This window comes from Pseudomonas sp. Irchel 3H9 (assembly GCF_900187495.1).
Classification (GTDB): Bacteria; Pseudomonadota; Gammaproteobacteria; order Pseudomonadales; family Pseudomonadaceae; genus Aquipseudomonas; species Aquipseudomonas sivasensis.
This window is the reverse complement of the sequence record NZ_FYDK01000005.1, coordinates 323,041-347,848: the sequence shown is the minus strand read 5'-3', so window position 1 is coordinate 347,848 and position 24,808 is coordinate 323,041. Positions and strand designations below refer to the sequence as shown.

At 59.4% G+C, this 24,808-nt stretch carries 20 protein-coding genes and 2 tRNA genes; 11 read left to right on the top strand and 11 right to left on the bottom strand.

Features of this window, described 5'->3' with window-relative positions; genetic code table 11:
• Positions 1 to 107: 107 nt before the first annotated feature.
• The 3 genes from CKW32_RS20280 (at position 108) to CKW32_RS20270 (ending at position 3,487) form a co-directional block, all read left to right on the top strand.
• Positions 108 to 1,412, top strand: a complete 1,305-nt coding sequence (locus CKW32_RS20280; protein ID WP_032890791.1) for a homoserine dehydrogenase — start codon at positions 108 to 110, stop codon at positions 1,410 to 1,412.
• Positions 1,413 to 1,478: 66 nt separating this feature from the next.
• A complete protein-coding gene (gene thrC / locus CKW32_RS20275; protein WP_032890793.1) occupies positions 1,479 to 2,888 on the top strand; it encodes a threonine synthase in 1,410 nt (469 codons plus the stop codon).
• Positions 2,889 to 3,202: 314 nt separating this feature from the next.
• Positions 3,203 to 3,487 (top strand): DUF3509 domain-containing protein, encoded by a 285-nt coding sequence (locus CKW32_RS20270; RefSeq protein ID WP_032890795.1) that lies wholly within the window; start codon positions 3,203 to 3,205, stop codon positions 3,485 to 3,487.
• A 170-nt stretch (positions 3,488 to 3,657) separates the two neighbouring features.
• Here the strand turns inward: CKW32_RS20270 and CKW32_RS20265 are convergent, their stop codons facing one another.
• Together CKW32_RS20265 and CKW32_RS20260 are read right to left on the bottom strand one after the other, a co-directional pair.
• Entirely contained in the window at positions 3,658 to 4,527 is an 870-nt protein-coding gene (locus CKW32_RS20265; RefSeq protein ID WP_095185800.1) for a TIGR02285 family protein, read from the bottom strand.
• Between the two features lie 16 nt (positions 4,528 to 4,543).
• Positions 4,544 to 5,743, bottom strand: a complete 1,200-nt coding sequence (locus CKW32_RS20260; RefSeq protein ID WP_095185799.1) for a CaiB/BaiF CoA-transferase family protein — start codon at positions 5,741 to 5,743, stop codon at positions 4,544 to 4,546.
• Positions 5,744 to 5,890: 147 nt separating this feature from the next.
• Here CKW32_RS20260 and CKW32_RS20255 point away from each other — a divergent pair, with 147 nt between their 5' ends.
• Both CKW32_RS20255 and recJ read left to right on the top strand, forming a co-directional pair.
• A complete protein-coding gene (locus CKW32_RS20255) occupies positions 5,891 to 6,433 on the top strand; it encodes a YaeQ family protein (protein ID WP_032890801.1) in 543 nt (180 codons plus the stop codon).
• Positions 6,434 to 6,529: 96 nt separating this feature from the next.
• Complete coding sequence (gene recJ, locus CKW32_RS20250) at positions 6,530 to 8,239, top strand: single-stranded-DNA-specific exonuclease RecJ (RefSeq protein ID WP_095185798.1); 1,710 nt, start codon at positions 6,530 to 6,532, stop codon at positions 8,237 to 8,239.
• A 137-nt stretch (positions 8,240 to 8,376) separates the two neighbouring features.
• Here recJ and CKW32_RS20245 read toward each other — a convergent pair whose 3' ends face one another.
• The 4 genes from CKW32_RS20245 to CKW32_RS20230 form a co-directional block, all read right to left on the bottom strand.
• Positions 8,377 to 9,657 carry a virulence factor family protein gene (locus tag CKW32_RS20245; protein ID WP_095185797.1) on the bottom strand — a complete coding sequence of 427 codons (1,281 nt, stop codon included), beginning with the start codon at positions 9,655 to 9,657 and terminating at the stop codon, positions 8,377 to 8,379.
• Positions 9,657 to 12,299, bottom strand: coding sequence for a bifunctional lysylphosphatidylglycerol flippase/synthetase MprF (gene mprF / locus CKW32_RS20240; RefSeq protein ID WP_095185796.1), 2,643 nt, complete (start codon positions 12,297 to 12,299; stop codon positions 9,657 to 9,659). The genes CKW32_RS20245 and mprF overlap by 1 nt, the downstream gene beginning before the upstream one ends.
• A 266-nt stretch (positions 12,300 to 12,565) precedes the next feature.
• Positions 12,566 to 12,642, bottom strand: a tRNA-Met gene (locus tag CKW32_RS20235).
• Positions 12,643 to 12,882: 240 nt separating this feature from the next.
• Positions 12,883 to 12,959: transfer RNA gene (locus CKW32_RS20230), tRNA-Met, on the bottom strand.
• A gap of 279 nt (positions 12,960 to 13,238) precedes the next feature.
• Between CKW32_RS20230 and dinB the strand changes: the two genes are divergently transcribed.
• The gene (dinB, locus tag CKW32_RS20225; protein WP_032890809.1) at positions 13,239 to 14,297 is read left to right on the top strand and encodes a DNA polymerase IV; all 1,059 of its coding nucleotides are present in this window, start codon (positions 13,239 to 13,241) and stop codon (positions 14,295 to 14,297) included.
• Positions 14,298 to 14,428: 131 nt separating this feature from the next.
• On the opposite strand, the gene CKW32_RS20220 is transcribed toward dinB, so the two are convergent.
• From CKW32_RS20220 to CKW32_RS20205, 4 genes are all read right to left on the bottom strand, one after another.
• Positions 14,429 to 15,382 (bottom strand): hypothetical protein, encoded by a 954-nt coding sequence (locus CKW32_RS20220; protein ID WP_032890811.1) that lies wholly within the window; start codon positions 15,380 to 15,382, stop codon positions 14,429 to 14,431.
• 20 nt (positions 15,383 to 15,402) lie between these two features.
• The gene (locus CKW32_RS20215) at positions 15,403 to 17,118 is read right to left on the bottom strand and encodes a proline--tRNA ligase (RefSeq protein ID WP_095185795.1); all 1,716 of its coding nucleotides are present in this window, start codon (positions 17,116 to 17,118) and stop codon (positions 15,403 to 15,405) included.
• A gap of 168 nt (positions 17,119 to 17,286) precedes the next feature.
• Positions 17,287 to 18,819, bottom strand: a complete 1,533-nt coding sequence (locus tag CKW32_RS20210; protein WP_032890815.1) for an AmpG family muropeptide MFS transporter — start codon at positions 18,817 to 18,819, stop codon at positions 17,287 to 17,289.
• A 43-nt stretch (positions 18,820 to 18,862) separates the two neighbouring features.
• Positions 18,863 to 19,246 (bottom strand): MGMT family protein, encoded by a 384-nt coding sequence (locus CKW32_RS20205; protein ID WP_050442874.1) that lies wholly within the window; start codon positions 19,244 to 19,246, stop codon positions 18,863 to 18,865.
• A 133-nt stretch (positions 19,247 to 19,379) separates the two neighbouring features.
• On the opposite strand from CKW32_RS20205, the gene CKW32_RS20200 reads away from it, so the two are divergent.
• The 5 genes from CKW32_RS20200 to groL all read left to right on the top strand — a co-directional run bounded on the left by CKW32_RS20200 (position 19,380) and on the right by groL (position 24,009).
• Entirely contained in the window at positions 19,380 to 20,387 is a 1,008-nt protein-coding gene (locus CKW32_RS20200) for a DUF481 domain-containing protein (protein ID WP_032890819.1), read from the top strand.
• A gap of 106 nt (positions 20,388 to 20,493) precedes the next feature.
• Positions 20,494 to 21,225, top strand: a complete 732-nt coding sequence (locus CKW32_RS20195; RefSeq protein ID WP_095185794.1) for a HugZ family protein — start codon at positions 20,494 to 20,496, stop codon at positions 21,223 to 21,225.
• Positions 21,226 to 21,291: 66 nt separating this feature from the next.
• The gene (locus CKW32_RS20190) at positions 21,292 to 21,768 is read left to right on the top strand and encodes an FxsA family protein (RefSeq protein WP_032890823.1); all 477 of its coding nucleotides are present in this window, start codon (positions 21,292 to 21,294) and stop codon (positions 21,766 to 21,768) included.
• A gap of 247 nt (positions 21,769 to 22,015) precedes the next feature.
• Positions 22,016 to 22,312 carry a co-chaperone GroES gene (gene groES / locus CKW32_RS20185; protein WP_003175874.1) on the top strand — a complete coding sequence of 99 codons (297 nt, stop codon included), beginning with the start codon at positions 22,016 to 22,018 and terminating at the stop codon, positions 22,310 to 22,312.
• A gap of 50 nt (positions 22,313 to 22,362) precedes the next feature.
• On the top strand, positions 22,363 to 24,009 hold the full coding sequence (gene groL, locus CKW32_RS20180; RefSeq protein ID WP_032890825.1) for a chaperonin GroEL: 1,647 nt from the start codon (positions 22,363 to 22,365) through the stop codon (positions 24,007 to 24,009).
• A 78-nt stretch (positions 24,010 to 24,087) separates the two neighbouring features.
• Here groL and CKW32_RS20175 read toward each other — a convergent pair whose 3' ends face one another.
• The gene (locus CKW32_RS20175) at positions 24,088 to 24,807 is read right to left on the bottom strand and encodes a phosphatase PAP2 family protein (protein WP_095185793.1); all 720 of its coding nucleotides are present in this window, start codon (positions 24,805 to 24,807) and stop codon (positions 24,088 to 24,090) included.
• Position 24,808 lies beyond the last annotated feature (1 nt).

Genomic DNA, 24,808 nt, shown 5'->3' with positions numbered 1-24,808 from the left:
CGATCATGGCTCGTTGATCAGTCGACGGGTCATTAATTGAAAGCCGCAGTTGTGCGGCTGTTTTCCACGGCCGACCTAGCGTCGGCCGTTTCATGGGGAGTTCTTCAGTGAAACCGGTCAAAGTAGGCATCTGTGGTTTAGGGACCGTCGGTGGCGGCACCTTCAACGTACTTCAGCGTAATGCTGAAGAAATTTCCCGCCGTGCAGGGCGCGGGATTGAAGTGGCGCAAATTGCCACGCGTTCGCCAAAGCCTCAGTTCGAAACGACCGGTATTGCGATTACCAACGATGTCTTCGCCGTGGCCACCAATCCGGAGATCGATATCGTCATCGAGCTGGTAGGCGGCTATACCGTTGCCCGTGAGCTGGTGCTCAAAGCCATCGAGAACGGCAAGCACGTGGTCACTGCCAACAAGGCGCTGATCGCCGTGCACGGCAACGAGATCTTCGCCAAGGCGCGTGAGAAGGGCGTGATCGTAGCGTTCGAAGCCGCAGTAGCCGGTGGTATCCCGGTGATCAAGGCGATCCGTGAAGGCTTGTCCGCCAACCGTATCAACTGGGTGGCCGGCATCATCAACGGCACCGGTAACTTCATTCTCACCGAAATGCGTGAGAAGGGCCGTACCTTCGAAGACGTGCTGGCAGAAGCCCAGGCTCTGGGTTACGCCGAAGCCGACCCGACTTTCGACGTGGAAGGGATCGACGCGGCCCACAAGCTGACCATCCTGGCGTCCATCGCCTTTGGTATCCCGCTGCAGTTCGACAAGGCCTACACCGAAGGCATCACCAAGCTGACCACGGCCGACGTGAACTACGCCGAAGCCCTGGGCTACCGCATCAAGCATCTTGGCGTAGCGCGCAGCACCCCGGCTGGTATCGAGCTGCGTGTGCACCCGACGCTGATCCCCGCCGATCGCCTGATCGCCAACGTCAACGGCGTGATGAACGCAGTGATGGTCAACGGTGACGCTGCGGGTTCCACGCTGTTCTACGGCGCCGGCGCTGGTATGGAGCCGACCGCTTCCTCGGTGATCGCCGACTTGGTGGACGTGGTTCGCGCCATGACCAGCGACCCGGAAAACCGCGTCCCGCACCTAGCCTTCCAGCCTGATTCACTGTCGGCCCACCCGATCCTGCCTATCGAAGCGTGCGAAAGTGCCTACTACCTGCGCATCCAGGCCAAGGATCATCCGGGCGTATTGGCCCAGGTCGCCAGCATCCTGTCGGAGCGCGGTATCAACATCGAGTCGATCATGCAGAAGGAAGTCGAGGAGCAAAATGGCCAGGTGCCGATGATCCTGCTGACCCACCGCGTGCTTGAGCAGCACATCAACGACGCCATCACCGCGCTGGAAGCCTTGCAAGGCGTTGTCGGCCCGGTCGTTCGTATTCGTGTTGAACACCTGAACTAACCGATTGTTCCAGGGGCCCCGCGCGTTCGGCGGCCTCTGTTCGAGAATGTTTTAGAGGAGCCAGTCATGCGTTACATCAGCACCCGCGGCCAGGCACCGGCCCTGAATTTCGAAGACGTTTTGCTGGCAGGCCTTGCCACTGACGGCGGCCTGTACGTGCCGGAAAACCTGCCACGCTTCACTCAGGAAGAAATCGCCTCCTGGGCCGGGCTGCCGTACCACGAACTGGCGTTCCGAGTGATGCGTCCATTCGTCACCGGCAGCATTCCAGATGCGGACTTCAAGAAGATTCTGGAAGAAACATACGGCGTGTTTTCCCACAGCGCCATCGCGCCGTTGCGCCAACTGAACGGCAATGAGTGGGTGCTGGAACTGTTCCACGGCCCGACTCTGGCGTTCAAGGACTTTGCCCTGCAACTGCTCGGTCGCCTGTTGGATTATGTGTTGGAGAAGCGCGGCGAGCGCGTTGTGATCATCGGCGCTACCTCCGGTGATACCGGTTCGGCCGCCATCGAAGGCTGCAAGCACTGCGAAAACGTCGACATCTTCATCCTGCACCCGCACAAGCGTGTGTCGGAAGTTCAGCGCCGTCAGATGACCACCATCTTTGGCGAGAACATCCACAACATCGCCATCGAAGGCAACTTCGATGACTGCCAGGAAATGGTCAAGAACAGCTTCGCTGACCAGAGCTTCCTCAAGGGCACCCGCCTGGTCGCGGTGAACTCGATCAACTGGGCGCGGATCATGGCCCAGATCGTTTACTACTTCCACGCATCCCTACAGTTGGGCGGCCCGGCGCGTTCGGTGTCGTTCTCGGTGCCGACCGGCAACTTCGGCGATATCTTCGCCGGTTACCTGGCGCGTAACATGGGCCTGCCGATCAATCAGTTGATCGTCGCCACCAACCGCAACGACATCCTGCACCGCTTCATGAGCGGCAATCAGTACGTCAAGGAAACCCTGCACGCTACCCTGTCGCCTTCCATGGACATCATGGTCTCGTCGAACTTCGAACGCCTGCTGTTCGACATGCACGGTCGCAACGGTTCGGCGATTGCCGGCTTGATGGACACCTTCAAGAGCGGCGGCGGTTTCAGCGTTGATGAGGAGCGCTGGACCGAAACCCGCAAGCTCTTTGACTCCCTGGCCGTGGACGATGCACAGACCTGCGAGACCATCGCCGAAGTCTATGCCCAGACCGGCGAACTGCTCGACCCGCACACCGCCATCGGAGTGAAGGCCGCCCGCGAATGCCGTCGCAGCCTGGATATTCCAATGGTGATCCTCGGTACCGCGCACCCGGTCAAATTCCCGGAAGCGGTGGAGAAAGCCGGAGTCGGCAAGGCGTTGGAGCTGCCGGTGCACTTGACCGACCTGTTCGAGCGCGAAGAGCGTTGCACGGTGTTGGCCAATGACTTGAAAGCGGTGCAGGCGTTTGTCAGCCAGCACGGCAATCGTGGTAAGCCGTTGTAAGGCAGACCGCGTACACAAAAACGCCGCTTTCCCTTGCTGGGTCAGCGGCGTTTTTTGTTTTTTGGCAGCGCTCATTAAGTAAAGGGGCGACCTGCGATAGCGCCCGGCCAAACCCCAAACCACCGCCCATTGCGCAAGCATTTATGTGTCGCCGTTTTTTGCTTGTCATATTGCAAGCGCATGCTGGAAACCTCATCCCCCGGTAACCCCCGTAAATACGAAAAAGCGAACTTTCCTACGTCATAACCAGTCACTTAGGATAGATGCAGTTCCCGTTGAAACGATTGTTCCCGAACTATTGAGTGGTGATCGAGATGGAAAGTATCAGCCTATTGCTCGAAGAAGCACTGACCCCTTATCAGGTTACGCTGACCACTGCGGGTGTTCAGGACGAGTGCTTGGTGACAGTAAAGAATCCTACTGGCGCTATTGTGGTCGAGCGTGAAGTTGACCGTGCCCAATTGATGGATAAACGCGTGCTGGTGGACGTAGTGGACTGCCTGCTGCGTGACATCAAAATTGCAGAAGGCCGATTGGAACCCTCGGTCATCGCCGCCTTACGCAATGCCGCCCAGACCCGTGGCATTGCCCGCGCATGAAGAATTGTTCATCGATGGAAACTTCCTACGGCATGGCCGGTCAGATTTTGTAACAGCAAGAGCAAACATTGTGCTCCGGTGTTTGTGGCTTGCTGTACTGGTCTTTGTTGGCCACGTTTAACCCTGAAGTGTCTCCCCACGCTTCGGGGTTTCTTTTTGCCCGCGATTTGTCAGGGCATAGGCGCGTCTTGGTAAAACTGGAGATGGTCGGTCAGGTATTGCGCGCGCAGCGCAGGGTCGAGCCAGGCGGCATAGGCGTGCAGTAGTTGAGCCTGGGGCAGCGCGTTCAACACTTGGTTGATGTGTTCAATTGCCTGGTGGCCCTCAGGCGTATCGGAGCAGCCGATATGCACACGTTGGTAGGGCATGACGCCAGCAATCGGATAGAACGCCAAAGTCAGCGGATCAATCCCCTGGCGCAGGGCGTGATAGCGAATTTCAGCCCAGTAGCCCAGCACGGCTTCCAGGCGACCCAATCGCTGCATTTGCAGCAGGCTGCCCAGGGCGTCGTTTCCGTAGTGCAGCACGCGTGTATGCGCATCCGTTTGGTCCAGCATTTCATCGATGAGCGTCCCGTAGCTGCGCTCGGCCACCACGCCCAGGCGTGCGCGCTTATCCAGCTGGAGCGCCGCGAGGTCCACCCTTTGCTGTGCGACAAGCGGCGCGAGCACGTCACGGCGGTCCTGACGTACCACCACCCCATTACTGACCATGGAAAAAGCCGGGCGCGAATACACCACCCACTTGGCCCGTTCTGCGGTCCATAGCATGGTGGGGTCGCAGGTCAGTGCGGGGGTCTGAAGTATCTGCAGGCCGCGTGCACGGTTAACGTGCAAAATCTTGTGTTGGTACTCGGGCAGGCGCTCCATCAGCATCGGCAGCAATTCGTCGATGACGCCCTGGCCCTTTTGCGGGCCGTCGAGGATGGTCATCGGGGGCAGGTCGCGGATTAACCAGGTCAAGGTGTCCGCTGCCTTGGCAGACAGCGGCAGAAGCCCGAGCAACGGTGCACAAACACCCAGGAGCCAACGCCGCGCCATTATTGCGAGTGCGCCATCAGATCGCGCCTTGTTCACGTAGCCGGGTGATCGCGGCCGCGTCGTAACCCAGCTCGTTAAGCAGCACGTTGGTGTGCTCGCCCAACTGCGGCCCGACCCACTCGCAGCTCCCGGGCGTGTCCGACAGCTTGGGCACGATGCCCGGCATCTTGAAGTCCTTGCCGCCTGGCAGTTGCGCCTTGAGGAACATCTCCCGCGCCAGGAATTGCGGATCGCCAAGCATGTCCTCGGCGCTGTAGATCCGGCTGGCGGGTACCTCGGCCTTGTTCAGTTGCTCCACCACCTGCTCCAGTGACAGCGAATTGACCCAACGATCAATCACGCCATACAGCTCATCACGACGGGTATCGCGCCCGTCATTGCTCGCCAACTGCGGATCATTCGCCAGGTCTTCACGGCCAATGGCACTCATAAACCGTTTGAAGATTGCATCCCCATTTGCGCCGATCTGCACATGCTTGCCGTCCGCGCTGGTATGGATCGACGACGGTGTAATGCCGGGCATGATGTTGCCGGTGCGCTCACGGATGAATCCGAACACGTCAAACTCAGGAATCATGCTTTCCATCATGGCGAAGATAGCTTCATACAGCGCCACATCCACCACTTGGCCTACGCCGCCATTCACTTCGCGATGACGCAGCGCCATCAGTGCACCGATTACTGCCCACAACGCAGCGATGGAGTCGCCAATGGAAATCCCTGTGCGCACCGGCGGGCGGTCCTCGAAACCGGTGATGTAACGCAGCCCGCCCATGGATTCACCGACTGCACCGAACCCCGGCTGGTCTTTCATCGGTCCGGTCTGGCCAAAGCCCGAGAGGCGCACCATCACCAGTTTCGGGTTCAGCGCGTGCAGGGTTTCCCAGCTCAGGCCGAGTTTCTCCAGTACGCCGGGGCGAAAGTTCTCGATGAGGATGTCGGCGTCCGTCAGGAGTTTCTTGAGAATCTCCAGACCGTCCGGGTGCTTTAGGTTCAGTGTCAGGGATTTTTTGTTGCGTGCCTGCACGAACCACCACAGCGAGGTGCCCTCGTACAGCTTGCGCCATTTGCGCAGCGGATCGCCGCCATTCGGGGATTCGACCTTGATCACCTCGGCACCAAATTCAGCGCAGATACGCGAAGCGAATGGGCCGGCGATCAGGGTGCCGAGTTCGATGACTTTCAGGCCGGCAAGCGGTTTGGCATTAAACGACATGGGGATCCTTGTCTGCGCGGAGCGGGTGTGTGATGCCTTTTAACATAGGCGAGCGGCCAGGGATAAGCGTGAAACAGCGCAGGATTCGTTGAATGGCACCACCATCAGTTAGACTGGCTGCCTTTCCCTGTCTCTAGAAGCCCGTTCATGGCCCAGCCGTCCACGACCTACAAATTCGAACTCAACCTCACCGACCTCGACCGTTCGGTGTACGAGAGCGTCAAACAGACCATCGCCCGCCATCCTTCGGAAACTGAAGAGCGCATGACCGTGCGCCTGCTGGCCTACGCCCTTTTTTACAATGAGCAATTGGCATTCGGTCGTGGCCTGTCAGATGTAGACGAACCTGCCCTGTGGGAAAAAAGCCTGGATGATCGGGTTTTGCACTGGATCGAAGTCGGCCAGCCCGATGCCGACCGCCTGACCTGGTGCTCGCGCCGTACTGAACGTACCAGCCTGCTGGCTTATGGCAGCCTGCGTGTGTGGGAAGGCAAAGTGGTGCCGGTGGCGAATAATCTGAAAAACGTACACATCGCTGCGGTGCCCCAGGAGATTCTGGAGGTTCTGGCCAAGGACATGCCCCGCGTAATCAAGTGGGACGTGATGATCAGCGAAGGCACGATCTTCGTCACTGATGACCGTGGCCAGCATGAAGTGCAACTGCAATGGCTGGTCGGCGAGCGCGGTTGAATACTGCGGGGAGGGCTTGCCCCTTCCACATGTGCCCCGTGTTGCCTTCAGCGTTGTCGTTTAACCGTCGTATCAAAGAGAAGCGCCCATCACCTCATGCGTATTGATCCTCGTCCGTTGCCCGCTGTCCTGCCATTTCTCGGTGAACTGCCACCGCTGTTGACCCGTCTTTATGCCGCACGCGGGGTGCAGTCCGAGGCCGAGCTGGATAAAAGCCTGGCGCGCTTGATTCCCTTTCAACAGCTCAAGGGCATCGACGCCGCCGTAGACCTTTTGGTGACGGCCCTGGAGCAACGCCAACGCATCCTCATCGTTGGTGACTTCGACGCCGATGGCGCCACCGCCAGCACTGTAGGCACCCTGGGCCTGCGTTTGCTCGGTGCCGCCCATGTCGATTACCTGGTGCCCAATCGCTTCGAATACGGCTACGGCCTGACGCCGGAGATTGTTGCCGTGGCCCTGCAGCGCGAGCCGCAGTTGCTGATTACCGTGGACAACGGCATCTCCAGCGTCGAAGGCGTGGCCGCAGCGAAGGCGGCGGGGTTGCAGGTGTTGGTCACCGACCACCACTTGCCCGGTGACGAGTTGCCGGCGGCAGACGCCATCGTCAATCCTAACCAGCCGGGCTGTGAGTTTCCGAGCAAGGCGTTGGCCGGTGTTGGCGTGATTTTCTACGTGCTGATGGCGCTGCGCGCGCGCTTGCGTGAGCTGGGCTGGTACGCGAACAAGCCGCAGCCGAATATCGGCGATCTGCTCGACTTGGTCGCCCTGGGCAGTGTCGCCGACGTGGTGCCGCTGGACGCCAACAATCGCATCCTGGTGCACCAAGGCCTGGAGCGTATCCGCGCAGGTCGCGCACGGCCGGGGATCAAGGCGATCCTTGAAGTGGCCAAGCGCGATGCGGCGCGCATCACCTCCACCGACCTAGGCTTTATTCTCGGGCCGCGGCTCAACGCCGCCGGGCGCCTGGACGACATGAGCCTGGGTATCGAATGCCTGCTCACCACGGATTTCGCGGCGGCGCGTGAAATGGCGGCGCAACTGGACGGCATGAACCAGGACCGTAAATCCATCGAGCAAGGTATGCAGCGCGAGGCTCTGGCCCAGCTCAAAGACTTGCCGGTGGAATCAATGCCCTTTGGCCTGTGCCTGTTCGACCCTGAATGGCACCAAGGCGTGATCGGCATTCTGGCGTCACGCATGAAAGAGCGTTATTTCCGCCCGACCATCGCCTTCGCCGATGCGGGTGATGGCCTGCTTAAGGGCTCTGGGCGCTCTGTGCCGGGTTTTCACATCCGTGATGCGCTGGCGGTGGTTGCTAGCCAGCATCCCACTCTGATCGCCAAGTACGGCGGCCATGCCATGGCGGCGGGTCTGACATTGCCAGAGGCGAATTTCCCTCTGTTTGCCGAAGCTTTTGATGCCGAAGTGCGTCGTCAACTGCGTGAAGAAGACCTCACCGGTCGCCTGTTGTCCGACGGCACACTGGCGGTTGAGGAGTTTCACCTGGAGCTGGCCCGCGCTCTGCGGCATGCCGGTCCTTGGGGGCAGCACTTCCCCGAGCCGCTGTTTCACGGGGTGTTTCAGTTGGTGGAGCAACGTGTGGTGGGGGAGCGGCACCTGAAAGTGGTGCTAAAAAGCGAATGCGGGTCAGTGAAGCTCGATGGCATCGCCTTTGGCGTGGACCGTGAGGTCTGGCCGAATCCGACCGTGCGATGGGTGGAGTTGGCCTACAAGCTGGACGTGAACGAGTTTCGTGGGAATGAAACCGTACAGCTGATGATTGCCCACATCGAGCCGCGCTAGATTTTACTAACACCGCAAAACAACGGTGGGAGGGGGCTCGCCCCCGATAGCTGAGTGTCAGTCAACAATGCTGTGACTGACCTACCGCTATCGGGGGCAAGCCCCCTCCCACATTTTGATTTGTGTAAGGCCTGGGGTTATTCGCTTTTGGCCTGGTGCTTGACGATGATATCCACCAACCGCTTGGCCAGCGCCGGGTAGTTCTCATCGAAGTGATGCCCGCCGGGCAGCTTCACAGCCTCGCCCACTGCGGTCTTGTCGGTGCAGCCACTCTCGTCGACTTCTTCGGCGCCGTAGATGCACACCACTTTCTCAGGCGGCAGCTTGGCCATTTCCGGGCCGGTCGCGGCTTCTTTGCCGGCGTTGCCCAGCCAGCCTTCCACTTCGATCTCAAAGCTACCGGTGCGGGCGAAGGCCAGCAGGATGATCGCATCGACGCGCTGTTGCTCGTTCTCCGGCATGCGGTTGTAGATCGCTGGCAGCACGTCGGCGCCGAACGAATAACCGGTCAGCACAAAGCGCTTGGTGCCCCACTTTTGCCGGTAGTGCTGCATCAGCTCGGTCAGGTCTTTGGCGCTTTGTTCCGGCGTCTTGTGCTGCCAGTAGTAGCGCAGGGTATCGATGCCGACCACTGGGTAGCCGATCTTGGCCATTTCACCGGCCACGTCGCGGTCCAGGTCCCGCCAGCCGCCGTCCCCGGAGAGGAACAGGGTCACGGTGTCCTTAGCCTGGCCTGCCGGGACTTCCACCACGGGAATCGCCAGGCCACCGTTATCCGAACCCACCAGTTGCTTGCGCAGTTCGTTGTTCAGTACTTGCGGGTAGTGAATGTCGTAGTCACTGATGCTGGTTGTGGCGCGTGGTGTATCGCGTACGAAACTGGCGCTTTCGTCGTCAGGGTTGTCATTCCACGCCACCAGCCAGTTGCCGTGCTCTGCAGTTTTCGGCAGTGGATCCTTGCAGCCTTCCTGCGCCAGAGCGAAGCCGACAGAGATGGCATTGGCCTTGTCGTCGTTCTGAGTGGCCAGCCAGCGCCAGGCAAGCGCCGCGCCAGGGCCGATGCCGCTGACCAGCGTCGCTGGGCCCTTGAGCTGGCTCAAGGCGCTTTGCAGCGCTTGTTCCTGCAGCTTGCAGTCATCTTTTGGCAAGACCACCTGGACGATCTGCGCTTTGCCACCCTGGCTCAGGGTTAACAACTGGCTATCGGTCAGGGTTTCGTCGGCCATTACCGCCACGGCCACACGGGCTTTCGGGTTGCCGGCTGGGGTCACGCGGGTCATTACCGAGCCATCGGCCTGGGGCAGTTGCTCCAGGGTCGGCTGCGGGGCAGGGCGTTTCAAATACCAAAAGCCGCCACCCAGAACCAGGGCCAGCAGCACTACAAAGGCCAAGACATACCGCCAGGAGCGTCGAATCATCAGCGTTTCACCAATCCAGTCAAGCCACCCGCGATCAGGGCGGCGGTATCGGCCAGTGCCACCAGCGGATCAAGTCCTGCGGGCACGGCCATGTAACGGGGTTCCCAGTCTGGCTGGAACTTATCTTTGAAGCGGCGCAAACCTTGGAAGTTATACAGTTGCTCGCCACGACGGAACACCATCGAACCCAAACGCTGGGTCAGTGGCGCGCCGCGTCGCGGTTGCAGGCCCGACAACGGCACCATGCCGAGGCTGAAACGGGCGTAGCCGTGACTCTTATAGTGTTGAATCAGACCGACCATCATGAATTCCATGGTCAACTTGGGCGCATCCGGATGGGCGCGCATCAGGTCGAGGCTGGCCAGGTCGTGATTGTAAGTCTCAAGCAAGTTGGCGAAGGCTACCGGGCGTCCTTCGAAGCGAATGATCGCAATCCGAAAATGCTTGAGGTAGTCGTCACTGAAGCGTCCCAGGGAAAACCCTTTTTCGCGCACATTCTTACCGGTAAGCCATGCGTCCGAGATGACTTTTAATTCATCCATCGGCGCCGTACCCGGTTCATGGATCTCCAGGGACAGACCGTCCCGGGTGCCACGGTTCCAGGTGTAGCGCAGATCCTTCATCTCTTTGCCTTTGGCTTCCAGGTCAAAGCGTTTCAGGTCGACGCGCGCCTCTTCGCCCAGCTTGATCGCGGTTAGGCCGATGTCCATGTAGTAGGGCAGGTTCTCTGCCCGTACCTGATAGAACACCGGACGTGCGTGGTGGATGTCGCACAGGTCGCGGAACTGCCAAATCATCTCGGCCCTTGGCTGGGTCGGTCCAATTGGGTCGTACAAGGCCACCAGGCTGCGGCCGCGACGGGCATACATCAGGAAGGCTTCGTCGTTGGGGTGGAACAGCAGCGCCTTGTCACCGGTCAGCGCAAGGCCACCGTCGGGTTGTGACGAAGCCATCAGGATCTTCGAGGCGCGCTCCAGCTCATCCGGGGTCGGCAGGTGGATCACCGGGCGGGCGGTGCGCAGCAGCCAGGTCAGCGATACGATCACCAGCAGCACGGCGGCTCCCAGCAATGAGCGCAGGCCGCGTGGGGCGTTGGCATCGAGGGTGAACTGCCACCACAGTTGATGGCTGTACGGCACATCTTGATAGGCAAACAGCAGCAGCCAGATCGAGGCACCCAGCACGCAGACGCTGGACACCAGGTACAGCGGTGAGAACGGCAGTTCTGTCAGGCGGCTGGCGCGGTAGAACGAGCGGCGAAAGATCGCCAGCAGCACCGCCGTCATGGTCATCAGGCTGGCTTCTTCCCAGTCGAAGCCTTTGAGTAGCGAGAGCAGGGCGCCCACCAGCAGCAGCACCATGGTCAGCATCCAGGCCGCCGACAAACGTCGACGCAGGCCCTGGGCCAGCAACAGGCACAGTACGCCGATCAGGCTGGCACCAAAGTGCGAGGCATCAATCAGGCGGTGGGGAATCAGGAAGCCGATGTTTTCCAGGCGTGAATCGATCTCTGGCGTGGCGCCTGAAAACAGCAGGACCACGCCGGACAAAAAAACCAGTACGGCCAGCACTGGCGCCGCCAGACCTGAGGCCACGCGCAGGCTCTGCTGGGTCTGGAATAGTCGTTGCGCCTCGTTGATCAGCAGGAACACGCACGCGATCAGGAGCGGCAACACTACGTAGATCATCCGATACAGCAGCAGGGCAGCGGCCAGTGGTGCGGCGCCGAGCTTGTCTGCAAACGCGGCGAGCAGGATCGCTTCGAACACCCCGACTCCGCCCGGTACGTGGCTGAGCACGCCAGCGGCGAGGGCCAGCAGGTAAACCAGCAGGAATGGACCGAAGGGCGGCGCTTCTGGTAGCAATAGATAGAGGACAGTGGCGGCGGCGGCGACATCCAGGGCAGTGATGACCAATTGCAGGAGCGTCAGGCGCCGGCCGGGCAGGCGCAGGGTGCGACGGCCGACTTTGACCAGCAGGTTGTCCGGGTAAGGTTGCTCCGGCAAGCGGCGGCGGTAAATGCCGATACACAGCGCGGTCGACAACAGCAGCACGGCACCGGCAATCGCGCCGAGCAGGCCTTGCGACAGATGCAGGTAGGTCGACGCCGCAGGCAGGTTGCTCAGTGTCGCGAGTGCGGCCAGCGGGGGCAGGGCGCAGCCCAGGGCCAGGCTGGCGAACACAGTCATATGGGCGACTTCCGAGGCCCCGATGCCATGGCGTGCATATAAACGGTAGCGCACCGAGCCGCCGGAGAGCATCGACAGGCCAATCGCATTGCCAATGGCAAAGGCGGTGAAGCCGCCATGGGCCAGTGTCTTGGCGGGCAGCTTCACGCCGGCATAGCGTGCGCCGGAGAACTCATAGCCGAGAAGAATGACAAACCCTGCGACGCCCGCGGCAAATGCTCCCAGCAGTGCAGGCTTCGGCACTTCCAGGATCGAGTCGTGAAGTGCGTACAGGTCGAGTTCCAGCAGAAGGTGGCGGCAAGCGATCAAGGCGATGGCGAACAGCAACAGGGTGACCGCCAGCCCGAGGGGTTGCCGGTACTTGCTGATCAGATCCAGCCAACGCAATCGGGTAGGCGTGATCGGTTGTTCTGCTGTGACGGTGTCTTGTGGTTCAGACGAGTTGGCGCGCATCAATCACCTCGTGGATTGTGCGCGACAGGATGGGGGTATCCAGCCAAGTTACCAATCCCTATGGACAAAATAATTACAAATATTAACGCGTATCACCGGGGGCGGCGACAGCGGCCCTTGGTCGTAGAGGAGTAAGCATAGCGTGCGATGAGATGGACTCTACAAACCGTGTACGGTTTCATGAAAGATGCCATCCCATTGTTTCAGAAGAACTTTTTCACCGGATACAAAAAAGGCCACTCTTTCGAGTAGCCTTTTTTGATGTTTGGTTGCGGGAGCCGGATTTGAACCGACGACCTTCGGGTTATGAGCCCGACGAGCTACCAGACTGCTCCATCCCGCGTCTGTGGGCGGCATTCTACAGCCAAGCGGCGAGGTGTCAACCGTTAATCAACCGATGGTGCAAATAAGTGTGAATTAACCGCCCATGCAACCTAAGTTCTCGATTGAGAAGGCTTTTTGTGGTGAGCAGGCTTGCTCCGCGTTGGGCGCGAAGCGTTCGTAATGAAGTGCACGCGATCCAGGTTTGAAAAACACACGCGCACAAAAAAGGCCACTCTTTCGAGTAGCCTTTTTTGATGTTTGGTTGCGGGAGCCGGATTTGAACCGACGACCTTCGGGTTATGAGCCCGACGAGCTACCAGACTGCTCCATCCCGCGTCTGTGTGTCGGCATTCTACAGAGGATCACGAGTGTGTCAACCTGTGAGTTGAAGAAAAGCGCTTGTGCTTCAATCGGTTAGCTCTCCAGAAAGCCTTGTAGGGGCCGCGCGAGCCAGGTGGGCCAAGGGTTTCGGCTCTATCGGGATGCTGTTTTCGATTGAAAAAATAAATCCATTTGTGAAATTTCCTACCGCTTAGGCAGAAGATTCAAACTACTGGTGCTATATACAGGTGCGAGTGCGATACTGCCCACCCGTAGGATTTCACCCCTCTATATATGACGCAGCGCAAAATCATCCACGTCGACTGTGATTGCTTCTACGCCGCTATCGAGATGCGCGATAACCCGAGCCTGGCGCAAAAGCCTCTGGCTGTGGGTGGCTCGGCGGACCGAAGGGGCGTGATCGCTACGTGCAATTACGAAGCGCGGGCGTACGGGGTGCGCTCAGCCATGTCGTCGCGCCATGCCTTGAAGCTTTGCCCGGACCTGACCATCGTCAAGCCGCGCATGGATGCTTATAAAGAAGCGTCGAAGGAAATTCAGACGATCTTTCGCGACTACACCGATCTGATTGAGCCATTGTCCCTGGATGAAGCCTATCTGGACGTCTCGGACAGCCCGCATTTTGGCGGCAGTGCCACGCGTATTGCCCAAGACATTCGTCGGCGGGTCTCCAATCAGTTGCACATCACCGTATCCGCCGGCGTGGCCCCGAATAAATTCCTGGCCAAGATCGCCAGCGACTGGAAAAAGCCCAACGGCTTGTTTGTGATCACCCCGGACCAGGTCGAAGACTTTGTCTCGCAGTTACGCGTGAGCAAGTTGCACGGCGTCGGCAAGGTCACGGCCGACAAGCTGGCTCGTTTGGGCATTGAAGACTGCCTGCAACTGCGCGAGTGGAGCAAACTGGCGTTGGTACGGGAGTTCGGTAGTTTTGGCGAGCGACTCTGGAACCTGGCTCGTGGGATCGATGAGCGCGCGGTGCAGAACGACAACCGTCGGCAATCGATCAGTGTGGAAAATACCTACGACGTGGACCTGCCGGATCTCTCAAGCTGCCTGGAAAAACTCCCTGAACTGATGGAGACCCTGGCCGGGCGCATGGCGCGCATCGACAGCAGTTACCGTGCGGGCAAACCGTTCGTTAAGGTGAAGTTTCACGACTTTACCCAGACCACCTTGGAGCAGGCGGGGGCAGGGCGGGATCTGGAGAGTTATCAACAGCTGATGACCCAGGCGTTTAATCGTGGTGATAAACCGGTGCGATTGTTGGGTATTGGCGTGCGGTTGCTGGACCTAAGTGGCGGCCACGAACAGTTAGAGTTCTCTTGGTAGAAACCGGAAACAAAATGTGGGAGGGGGCTTGCTCCCGATAGCGGTGGGTCAGCTACGTACAAGCATGACTGATGCACCGCAATCGGGAGCAAGCCCCCTCCCACATTTGGACCTACAGTGTTCTCGAAGTCTCAGCGTGCTCCGGGATCTGCGACTAACCGCCCCGCATCCTTGGTCAGCGCCTGCAGGAATTCCTGCTGTAGCTCCGGATCATTGCGGGTCAGCTCAATCAGGCTTTGTTCCAGTTCACTGGCTTCTTCTTCCAAGCCCAGCTCCGACAGACGCTTGACCCGGTGCACCCATTGGCTGACTTCGTCGTCTTCCAGGTCGTCGTAGATCAGGCCGTGGGCTTCCAGTAACTTGCCGCGCAAGGTACTGCTGATTGCCAGGGTCGAGTCCGAATGTACGTCGTCCTGGCCATCTTCCACGCTGATTTTCAGCGTCGTGATGCGATTCAGGTCTTGCTCGGCAAACGGGCTGTCCAACAGGTTCAGGCGCAGGACGCCGTTGCGGTCGGTGGTCAACTCGTGGATCTTTTTGCCGGCGGTGACCTGCACCGGTCGTTCGCTCCAGGGCAGGCTTGAATACTCCACGCGCTTGTCACGCTGGACTTCATCGATACCTGCCAGATTCTGTTGCGCCCGGCCGTGGGATTGCACGTTCATGAACGGGTTGAGCCCGTCCACGCCGTAAGTCAGCCAGTCGTGGGTCATGCTGGTAGGCAGGTTGCCGAGGGCGAAGATATTCGCCACGTTGGCACCCGCGCCCGCCACCAATGCCACCGCACCCAGGGGCAACTCATAGAGTTTGCGCCAGGGCTGGTAAGGCGTGTAACGGTCGTAGCGACGGGTGACTTCGAATTCGGTGACCTCGAAAGTCTTCTGCTCGTGAATGCGAACCCGGCGTTGCGGCAGTTCCAGCACTTTGGGATCGCCTACATCGATCTGCAGACTGTGGTCGAGCAACTTACGCTCGACCCGTTCCTCGTGCTCACTGCGTTGCGACATCTGGTTGGCGCAGCCGCTGACCAGCAGGGCGCCGCACAAGGCGGCGCCCCCCAGGGCTCTGGTGTTTCGCTTGAACATGACTTCTCTTGATCTGGTTTTCAGCGACGAATACGCGCCTGAAGGAAAGACAGCACGTCAGCCACCGGCAACGGTTGGGCTTCGGCTTCGGTCCGGCTCTTGTATTCCAGATTGCCATCGGCCAGGCCGCGGTCGCTGACCACGATCCGGTGCGGGATGCCAATCAGTTCCATGTCGGCGAACTTGATGCCCGGGCTGGTTTTCTTGTCCCGGTCATCGAGCAGCACTTCAAAACCGGCGGCCGTCAGTTCGGCATACAGTTTGTCGGTGGCTTCGCGTACTTGCTCGGTTTCGTAACGCAGGGGTACCAGGGCGATCTGGAACGGCGCCAGTGTGTCGCTCCAGATGATGCCTTTTTCATCGTTGTTCTGCTCGATGGCAGCGGCAACCACGCGGGATACGCCAATACCGTAGCACCCCATGTCCAGGGTGATCGGCTTGCCGTTCTCGCCCAGCACTTCGCACTTCATCGCCTTGCTGTACTTGTTGCCCAGCTGGAAGATGTGCCCGACTTCGATGCCGCGCTTGATTTCCAGGGTGCCCTTGCCATCCGGGCTTGGGTCGCCGGCGACGACGTTGCGCAGGTCCGCTACGGTCGGAACCGGCAAGTCACGCTCCCAGTTCACGCCGAAATAGTGCTTGTCGTCGATGTTCGCGCCGATACCGAAGTCGCTCATCAACTCTACCGAACGGTCGATGATGATCGGCAGTGGCAGGTTCAGCGGGCCGAGGGAACCGGCGCCGGCGCCAATGGCGTTGCGCAGTTCGTCGTCGGTGGCCATGACCAGCGGGCTGGCCACGCCAGGCTGTTGGGCAGCCTTGATTTCGTTGAGTTCGTGGTCGCCACGGATCACCAGGGCGATCAGTTTGCCTTCTTCCTCGGCGCGCACGATCAGGGTCTTGATGGTCTTTTCAATCGGCAGATTGAATTTTTCCACCAGGGCCGCGATGGTCTTGGTTTCCGGCGTGTCCACCAAGCGCAGTTCTTCAGCCGGCGCTGGGCGCGAGGTTTCGCGCGGTACGGCTTCGGCTTTCTCGATGTTGGCCGCGTAGTCGGAACCGTTGCTGAACGCGATATCGTCTTCGCCGGATTCAGCCAGTACGTGGAACTCGTGGGAACCGGCACCGCCGATGGAGCCATTGTCCGCTTCAACTGCCCGGAACTTCAGGCCCAAGCGCGTGAACACATTGCAGTAAGCCTGGTGCATACGATCGTAGGTGACCTGAAGCGATGCCTGGTCAGCGTGGAACGAATAGGCGTCCTTCATGATGAATTCGCGGCCGCGCATCAAACCGAAGCGTGGGCGGATTTCATCACGGAATTTGGTCTGGATCTGATACAGGTTCAGCGGCAGCTGCTTATAGCTGCTCAGCTCGTTGCGCATCAGGTCGGTGATCACTTCTTCGTGGGTCGGGCCAGCGCAGAAGTCGCGGCCATGACGGTCTTTGAAGCGCAGCAACTCAGGGCCGTACTCTTCCCAGCGCCCGGATTCCTGCCACAACTCAGCCGGTTGGGTGCTCGGCATCAACACTTCGAGAGAGCCGGCGGCGTTCATTTCTTCACGAACGATGGCTTCGACCTTGCGCATCACCTTCAAGCCCATGGGCAGCCAGGTGTACAGGCCGGAGGCCAGTTTGCGGATCATGCCGGCGCGCAGCATCAGCTGATGGCTGATCACGACCGCGTCGGAAGGCGTTTCTTTCTGTGTGGCGAGCAAATATTGACTGGTACGCATGGTAGGCCGTTGTCGGTTGCTTGGACTTGAAATGACTTGGGATTGTACGGGCGCAAACTGCCGCCGTACAGGCATCAGAATATAGGGCTGTTTGAAGGAGCGAGGGGGACGCCTAGTTCTTGCTCGCGATGGGGGCGCCGCAGTCTGGCTTTTAAAGGGCCCCCAAAATCAGTCTTCTGCCGGCGGATTCAACCGAATCCGCCGATTCTCCTGAAACCAGTGCAACGCAATCAGCAGCAGCGTCGGCACCCCCAGCATGCAGGTGATCAGGAAGAAGTTGTGATATCCGAACTTCTCCACCATCACCCCCGAATACCCACCGATCAGGCGCGGCAGCAGGAGCATGATCGAACTGAGCAAGGCATATTGAGTGGCGGAAAACTTGAGGTTGGTAAGGCTCGACAGGTAAGCCACAAATGCCGAGGTGGCCAGGCCGGAGCTGAAGTTGTCCAGGGAGATGGTGAAGATCAGCATCTGCAGGTCGGGGCCCATGTCTGCGAGCATCACGAATAGCAGGTTGGTGCCGGCCGACAGGACACCGCCGATAAACAGGATCGGCAGGATGCCGAACCGCACAATCAGCAAACCACCCATGCCGGCGCCGAGCAGGGTCATGATCAGGCCGAAGATCTTGCTGACCCCGGCGATCTGATCCTTGGTAAAGCCCTGGTCGATGTAGAACACGTTGGCCATCACGCCCATCACGGTGTCGGACATGCGATAGGTGGCGATTAGCCCGAGCAGCAGCAGTGCCTGCCAGCGGTAGCGCAGGATAAAGTCGTTGACCGGTGTCAGCACCGGCGCCAGGCCGCGACGGCCCATGGTCGAGAGGCACAGGGCGGTGAGGATGATATAGAGAATGGCGCGCAGGAACGCGCGGTCCTCCATCAGCAGGTCCCACACGCTGGTGTCGTGGAACACCACGCTTCCGAAGTCGGTGTTGTACAACTGGGTAAACATGGCGGGCACTGACACCAGCAGAACGATCAGCACAAACACCGACATCAGTTGGTGCATGAAACTGTAGCGCCCAGCCTGCAACTGGGTGCGCAATGGCACATTGGGTTCGCGCATGAACAGGGTGGTCAGCAGCGCCGGGATCATCAGCACGCCGAACAGCACATAGGTGCCGGTCCACGCCGAGTGTTTATAGTTGAAACCGGTGGAGCCGAAGCCTTCGGCAAAGAACAGTGCACCCGCCGTGGCCAGCAGGGCGGCTATGCGGTAGCCGGACATATAGCTGGCGGCCAGCGCGGCCTGGCGGCTGTCGTCGGCGATTTCCAGGCGATAGGCATCGACCGCGATGTCTTGGGTGGCGGACGCGAAGGCGACGACGACGGCAATAGCGATCAGCCAGGACAAATGTTTCTGCGGGTCGCAGAAACCCATGCCGATCAATCCAAGGATCACCAGCGACTGGGCCAATACCAGCCAGGAACGACGCCGTCCAAGTTTGCCGAGCAGCGGCAGGCGCCATTGGTCGAGCAGTGGTGACCAGACCCATTTGAAGGCGTACGCCAGACCGATCAGGCTCGCATAGCCGATGGTCTCGCGGGCCACACCGGCCTCGCGCAGCCACACCGAAAGCGTCGAGAACACCAACATGTAAGGCATGCCGGCGGCAAAGCCGAGCAACAACAGCACTAACGTCGAGGGGCTGGCATAGGCGGCGAGCGCGGCGCGCCAGGTTTTACGGGGCATGGGCTGGAGTCTGCCTCAGGTTTGCGGAAACAAAGCGCGCACTCTAACCGCTGTGCTCTACCGGGCGCCAGCCATGGCGCTGAATATCCACGCGATTATTACGGACAGTGACGCCTTCATCGCGCAAACGCGCACGCTGCTCGTCGCCGGAGGCGCTGCCCACCGGCAGGCTTATCCGACCGCCGGCACCCAGCACGCGATGCCAGGGCAATGTGGTGCCTTCTGGGAGTTGGCTCAAGGTGCGCCCCACCCAGCGTGCAGCGCGGCCCAGCCCGGCCAGTTGCGCCAGCTCGCCGTAACTCACCACGCAGCCGGCGGGGACTTGCGCCAATGTCAGGTACAACGCGGTACGGCGCATCTCGGCCGCGTTTTGCGGGGTGTCGGCAGATTGATTCACTGAGGTGCTATCCGTTGAAAATGTCGGCATATCTGTAAGAAATATGCTGTAAGCAGGGTGTTGAGAATTGAACTCAATACAGATCCTTGAGTCAGTCCTTGCTAACACGTCATCTAAGACGATAATGCCCTCTTTTCGCCAAAACCGAGCCTCGAATCCGCATATGTTGTCCAGAACCCTGCTGTGCCTTGCTGTTTTCAGCGCCTCAACACCTTTGCTCGCCGATACCGTCTGGTTGAAGAACGGTGACCGCCTGACCGGCAAGATCAAGGTATTTGACGGTGGCAAGCTGCTGATCCAGACCGACTACGCGGGTGCAATCCCGGTGGACTGGAAGCAGGTTAAAACCCTGGAGAGCGACCAGGAGTTGTTGGTCAAGCAGGACGCCTACACTGGCGAGAAGGCCAAATCCCTCAAGGCTGCGGATGATGGCAAAGTGGTGCTGGCCAATGGCGAAGCGCCCAAGACTGTAGAACTGGCCAGCATCCAGCAGATCATCAAGCCCAAGCCTGTGATCGAAGACCTGGTGTGGAAGGGCAACGTCGACATGGCGCTGGACTACAAACGCGCCGAGAACGACACCAACGACTACGATATCGACTTCAAAACCACTGCCCGCCATGGCCAGTGGCGGCATACCGGTCAAGGTGAGTACAACCGCGAATTCCAGGACGACGTGACCACCACCGACAACTGGGCTTTGGAATACGACCTGGACCGGTTCATCACCGAGCATTGGTTCTGGCAAGGGCGTTTGACCTACAAGCGCGACAAAGTGGAAGACCTTGCGCGTCAACGCACGGTCGGTACCGGTCCGGGCTACCAGTTCTGGGACGACGAATTGGGTGCGTTCTCCCTGGGGTCGCTGGTCAACCGCACTGATTATGAATATGCCGATGGCGGTAAGGACAACTTCTATTCCCTGGCTATGAAGTGGAACTACAACCGCTATCTGGTGGGCAAGACCGTCGAGTTCTTCACCACTGGCGAACTGGGCAAGCCTATCGATGCGCCCGCGGATTACTCTCTGGATGCGGAAGTCGGCCTGCGCTACAAGGTCACCGAGTGGGCTTCCCTCAATCTCAAGGCCGAGCGCGACGTTATCAGTGGCGACTCGGAAAGCAGTTTGAGCAAGACCCGCTACACCGCAGGCTTCGGCGTGGCCTGGTAATAAGGCTGCATAAAACCTGCTTGGCAACCTGCGCGGATATTGATTACCTTGTGTTGCGATCCATTCCCATATGGGTTGGGCGGCTGAATACCCGAGGAGTCACACGTTGAGCGCGCACGTTGCCAAGAACGCCCGAGAGCTATTGCTCAAGGAATACCGTGGGGCTCTCGCCACACAGTCAAAAGCCATGCCGGGTTTTCCCTTTGGTTCGGTCGTGCCGTACTGCCTGGACGAACAGGGTCGCCCGCTGATCCTGATCAGCCGTATCGCCCAGCACACCCACAACCTGCAAAAAGACCCCAAGTGCTCGCTGCTCGTGGGCGAACGTGAGGCCGACGATGTGCAAGCCGTTGGGCGTCTGACCTACCTGGGTGAAGCCGAGAAGTTGGAGGAGGGCGCCGCCATTGAGGCTGCCGCCGAGCGCTATTACCGCTACTTCCCCGATTCCGCCAACTACCATAAAGCTCACGATTTCGACTTTTGGGTGCTCAAGCCGGTGCGCCACCGTTACATCGGCGGCTTTGGCGCGATTCACTGGGTCGACCAGTTGACCCTCGCCAACCCGTTCGCGGGCAAGGCTGAGCGCAGCATGATCGAGCACATGAACAGCGATCACACCAAGGCCATCGCCCATTACGTCCAGCTTGCCGGCCTGCCTGCCGTGGAGCCCGCGCAATTGGCCGGCATCGACAGCGAAGGCATGCACCTGCGTATCGGCCAATCCCTGTACTGGCTGCCGTTTGCCGAGCCTTGCAACACGCCGACACAAGTACGTGAAGCCCTGGTTTCATTGGCCCACGCCGAAGCCTGGCCGAAAAAAGCCGCGGCTGACGCTTGAATTCACGAAACGGCGACGTCATCTAAGGTGGACTGGCAAGGCATTCTTGCGTTGAGGAACCATTTGATGCGCCCTTTTTTATTGCTCTTTCTGCTGTTCCCGGTGTTGGAGCTGTTCGTATTCGTTCAAGTCAGCAGTGCGATCGGGTTTTTCCCGGCCCTGTTGCTGATCATTCTCGGCTCGATGCTTGGCGTTCTGGTGCTGCGCGTCGCCGGCCTGGCAACGGCACTGCGTGCCCGTGAAAGCCTGAACCGTGGCGAACTACCGGCCCAGACCATGCTTGAAGGTCTGATGATGGCCCTGGCGGGTGGCCTGTTGATCCTGCCGGGTTTCGTCAGCGATGTTGTCGGGCTGTTCCTGCTGCTGCCGTTCACTCGCAAACTTCTGGCGGGCAAGATGCGCCAGCGCGCCGAAGAGGCGGCGATTCGCCAGCGTGCGTTCGCAGACGACCTGCAACCCCGTGGTGGCCCGGCTCCGCGCCAGCCTTTGGGGCGTGAAGGCGATGTGATCGAAGGTGAGTTCGAACACCGCGACAGCAAATAACCGCTTTATTGACACGGCACCTGAGGGTGCCGTGTTGCTTTTATCGCTCGGCAACTGCAAAAAAATTCCGCCGATCGCCCTTGTAATAAGCTTATGCGCCCTTATGTAACGGTCACCGCAAGGTTTCTGGTGGCGACACCAGACAGACTTCCGCGTCTTGCTTGGCGAGGCGCGACCGGCACAGCCGGATAACAACCTGCCGGTACTGACACCGGCCGATGAAAAACACAATTAGGAGAGATCGACAATGAGCAAGCTTCGTCCTCTGCACGACCGCGTCGTAATCCGTCGCAGCGAAGAAGAAAAGAAAACCGCTGGCGGTATCGTTCTGCCAGGTTCGGCTGCTGAAAAAGCCAACCACGGTGTGATCGTCGCTGCAGGCCCAGGCAAGACTCTGGAAAACGGTGACGTACGTGCGCTGGCCGTTAAAGTCGGTGACAAGGTTGTATTTGGCCCTTACTCCGGCAGCAACACTGTGAAAGTCGACGGCGAAGACCTGCTGGTTATGGCTGAGAACGAGATTCTCGCTGTTCTGGAAGACTGATTTCCCCGCTCATTTTCCCGTTACTACAAAGTATTTAAGGAATATCGATCATGGCTGCTAAAGAAGTTAAATTCGGCGATTCCGCCCGTAAAAAAATGCTCACCGGTGTCAACATCCTGGCTGACGCAGTAAAAGCTACCCTGGGCCCGAAAGGTCGTAACGTGATCATCGAGAAGAGCTTCGGCGCTCCGACCATCACCAAGGACGGCGTTTCTGTAGCTAAAGAAATCGAACTGGAAGACCGTTTCGAAAACATGGGCGCGCAGCTGGTCAAAGACGTTGCCTCCCGTGCCAACGATGACGCAGGCGACGGTACTACCACCGCCACCGTTCTGGCTCAGTCGATCGTCAACGAAGGCCTGAAAGCCGTCGCTGCCGGCATGAACCCGATGGACCTCAAGCGCGGTATCGACAAGGCCACCATCGCCGTTGTTGCCGAGCTGAAAAACCTGTCCAAGCCATGCGCTGACACCAAGGCTATCGCTCAGGTAGGCACCATCTCCGCCAACTCCGACAGCTCCATCGGCGACATCATTGCCGAAGCCATGGAAAAAGTCGGTAAAGAAGGCGTGATCACCGTTGAAGAAGGCACTGGCCTGGAAAACGAACTGTCGGTTGTAGAAGGCATGCAGTTCGACCGTGGCTACCTGTCCCCGTACTTCGTCAACAAGCCAGAAACCATGGTTGCCGAGCTGGAAAGCCCGCTGATCCTGCTGGTCGACAAAAAGATCTCCAACATCCGCGAAATGCTGCCAGTGCTGGAAGCCGTTGCTAAAGCCGGTCGCCCACTGCTGATCGTTTCCGAAGACGTTGAAGGCGAAGCCCTGGCGACTCTGGTTGTGAACAACATGCGTGGCATCGTCAAGGTTGCAGCCGTCAAGGCTCCAGGCTTCGGCGACCGTCGCAAGGCCATGCTGCAGGACATCGCTGTTCTGACCGGCGGTACCGTAATCTCCGAAGAGATCGGCCTGAGCCTGGAAAGCGCCACCCTGGAAAACCTGGGTAGTGCCAAGCGCGTGACCATCTCCAAAGAAAACACCATCATCGTTGACGGTGCTGGCGTTGATGGCGACATCCAGTCCCGCATCAATCAGATCCGCGCCCAGGTTGCCGAGACTTCCTCGGACTACGACCGTGAAAAACTGCAAGAGCGTCTGGCCAAGCTGTCCGGCGGCGTTGCAGTGATCAAGGTTGGCGCTGGTTCCGAAGTTGAAATGAAAGAGAAGAAAGCCCGCGTTGAAGACGCCCTGCACGCAACCCGTGCAGCCGTTGAAGAAGGCGTGGTACCTGGCGGTGGCGTTGCGCTGATCCGTGCTCTGGAAGCCTTGGTTGACCTGAAAGGCGATAACGCTGACCAGAACGTCGGTATCGCTGTTCTGCGTCGCGCCGTTGAATCCCCACTGCGCCAGATCGCTTCCAACAGCGGCGACGAGCCAAGTGTTGTGGTCAACGAAGTGAAGAACGGTAAAGGTAACTACGGTTACAACGCTGCAACCAGCGAATACGGCGACATGGTTGAAATGGGTATCCTGGACCCAACCAAAGTCACCCGTTCGGCACTGCAAGCTGCCGCTTCGATCGCCGGTCTGCTGCTGACTACCGAAGTTGCCATTGCTGACAAGCCGAAGGCTGAAGGCGCTGGCGGTGGCGGTATGCCAGACATGGGCGGCATGGGTGGCATGGGCGGCATGATGTAAGCCAGCCTTACCCCTGTACTGAAAAAGCCCCGCCTGCAGTGATGCAGGCGGGGCTTTTTTGTGGGCGTTGCTTTGGGGTCAGGTGTGCGTTGCGCGCTTGGATGGCCGGTACAGCAACAGGCAATACAGCCCCAGGCAGATCAGCCAGCAGAAAATCGCCGTCCACACGTTATGGGAAAAGAAGTGTGCGCCTTGCATCATACGGCTGACGGAAAAGACGCTGCCCAAGCCGACGGCGAAGATGAATGCGTAGCGAGCCATGCGCGGCTGCCTGTCACGCAGTGCAAAAAACAGCGCGAACAAGGCGAACCCGGTGGCGGCATGACCGCCTGGCCAGCAGCGCCCGGGTTTATCGGTGGGCGGGCGAGGGCTCAGCAGTTTGCTGTAGGTTTCCTGACCGCCGAACTCCTGGACACTCCATGGACACTGGACGCCGGTGATGGTTTTCAGCGGAGAGACAAACGCCGTCGCCAGCCCGAGTGAGAGCACCAGGCAGCCCAGTTCGCGGCGATAGGGTTTGAGCCGTTGGAGGACAAACGTGCCGACAAATCCCAGGATCGCCAAGACCGAGAACAGGATGACCAACTCTTTGGCGCGGTCATGCAGGATGTCTTCGAGGAAGAAACTGTAACGCCCGATGAAACCGCCCTCCGCGCCGTTGTAGAACAGCTTGGCGAGGTCCATGTCCAGCGAGGTTAGCTCTAGCAACAGCAATAGAAGCGCAGCGCCGCCAGGGATGCCGAGGCATAGCCATAAGTTGAGAGGTTTGGAAGCCGGTAGGGCGGGGGTGGTTCGCATG

What these genes read in the sequence shown, in the direction of transcription:
- thrC (WP_032890793.1), top strand. Translation starts at nt 1,479, where the DNA reads ATGCGTTACATCAGCACCCGCGGCCAGGCACCGGCCCTGAATTTCGAA.
- CKW32_RS20270 (WP_032890795.1), top strand. Translation starts at nt 3,203, where the DNA reads ATGGAAAGTATCAGCCTATTGCTCGAAGAAGCACTGACCCCTTATCAG.
- CKW32_RS20265 (WP_095185800.1), bottom strand. Translation starts at nt 4,527, where the DNA reads ATGGCGCGGCGTTGGCTCCTGGGTGTTTGTGCACCGTTGCTCGGGCTT.
- CKW32_RS20260 (WP_095185799.1), bottom strand. Translation starts at nt 5,743, where the DNA reads ATGTCGTTTAATGCCAAACCGCTTGCCGGCCTGAAAGTCATCGAACTC.
- CKW32_RS20255 (WP_032890801.1), top strand. Translation starts at nt 5,891, where the DNA reads ATGGCCCAGCCGTCCACGACCTACAAATTCGAACTCAACCTCACCGAC.
- recJ (WP_095185798.1), top strand. Translation starts at nt 6,530, where the DNA reads ATGCGTATTGATCCTCGTCCGTTGCCCGCTGTCCTGCCATTTCTCGGT.
- CKW32_RS20245 (WP_095185797.1), bottom strand. Translation starts at nt 9,657, where the DNA reads ATGATTCGACGCTCCTGGCGGTATGTCTTGGCCTTTGTAGTGCTGCTG.
- mprF (WP_095185796.1), bottom strand. Translation starts at nt 12,299, where the DNA reads ATGCGCGCCAACTCGTCTGAACCACAAGACACCGTCACAGCAGAACAA.
- dinB (WP_032890809.1), top strand. Translation starts at nt 13,239, where the DNA reads ATGACGCAGCGCAAAATCATCCACGTCGACTGTGATTGCTTCTACGCC.
- CKW32_RS20220 (WP_032890811.1), bottom strand. Translation starts at nt 15,382, where the DNA reads ATGTTCAAGCGAAACACCAGAGCCCTGGGGGGCGCCGCCTTGTGCGGC.
- CKW32_RS20215 (WP_095185795.1), bottom strand. Translation starts at nt 17,118, where the DNA reads ATGCGTACCAGTCAATATTTGCTCGCCACACAGAAAGAAACGCCTTCC.
- CKW32_RS20210 (WP_032890815.1), bottom strand. Translation starts at nt 18,819, where the DNA reads ATGCCCCGTAAAACCTGGCGCGCCGCGCTCGCCGCCTATGCCAGCCCC.
- CKW32_RS20205 (WP_050442874.1), bottom strand. Translation starts at nt 19,246, where the DNA reads ATGCCGACATTTTCAACGGATAGCACCTCAGTGAATCAATCTGCCGAC.
- CKW32_RS20200 (WP_032890819.1), top strand. Translation starts at nt 19,380, where the DNA reads ATGTTGTCCAGAACCCTGCTGTGCCTTGCTGTTTTCAGCGCCTCAACA.
- CKW32_RS20190 (WP_032890823.1), top strand. Translation starts at nt 21,292, where the DNA reads ATGCGCCCTTTTTTATTGCTCTTTCTGCTGTTCCCGGTGTTGGAGCTG.
- groES (WP_003175874.1), top strand. Translation starts at nt 22,016, where the DNA reads ATGAGCAAGCTTCGTCCTCTGCACGACCGCGTCGTAATCCGTCGCAGC.
- groL (WP_032890825.1), top strand. Translation starts at nt 22,363, where the DNA reads ATGGCTGCTAAAGAAGTTAAATTCGGCGATTCCGCCCGTAAAAAAATG.
- CKW32_RS20175 (WP_095185793.1), bottom strand. Translation starts at nt 24,807, where the DNA reads ATGCGAACCACCCCCGCCCTACCGGCTTCCAAACCTCTCAACTTATGG.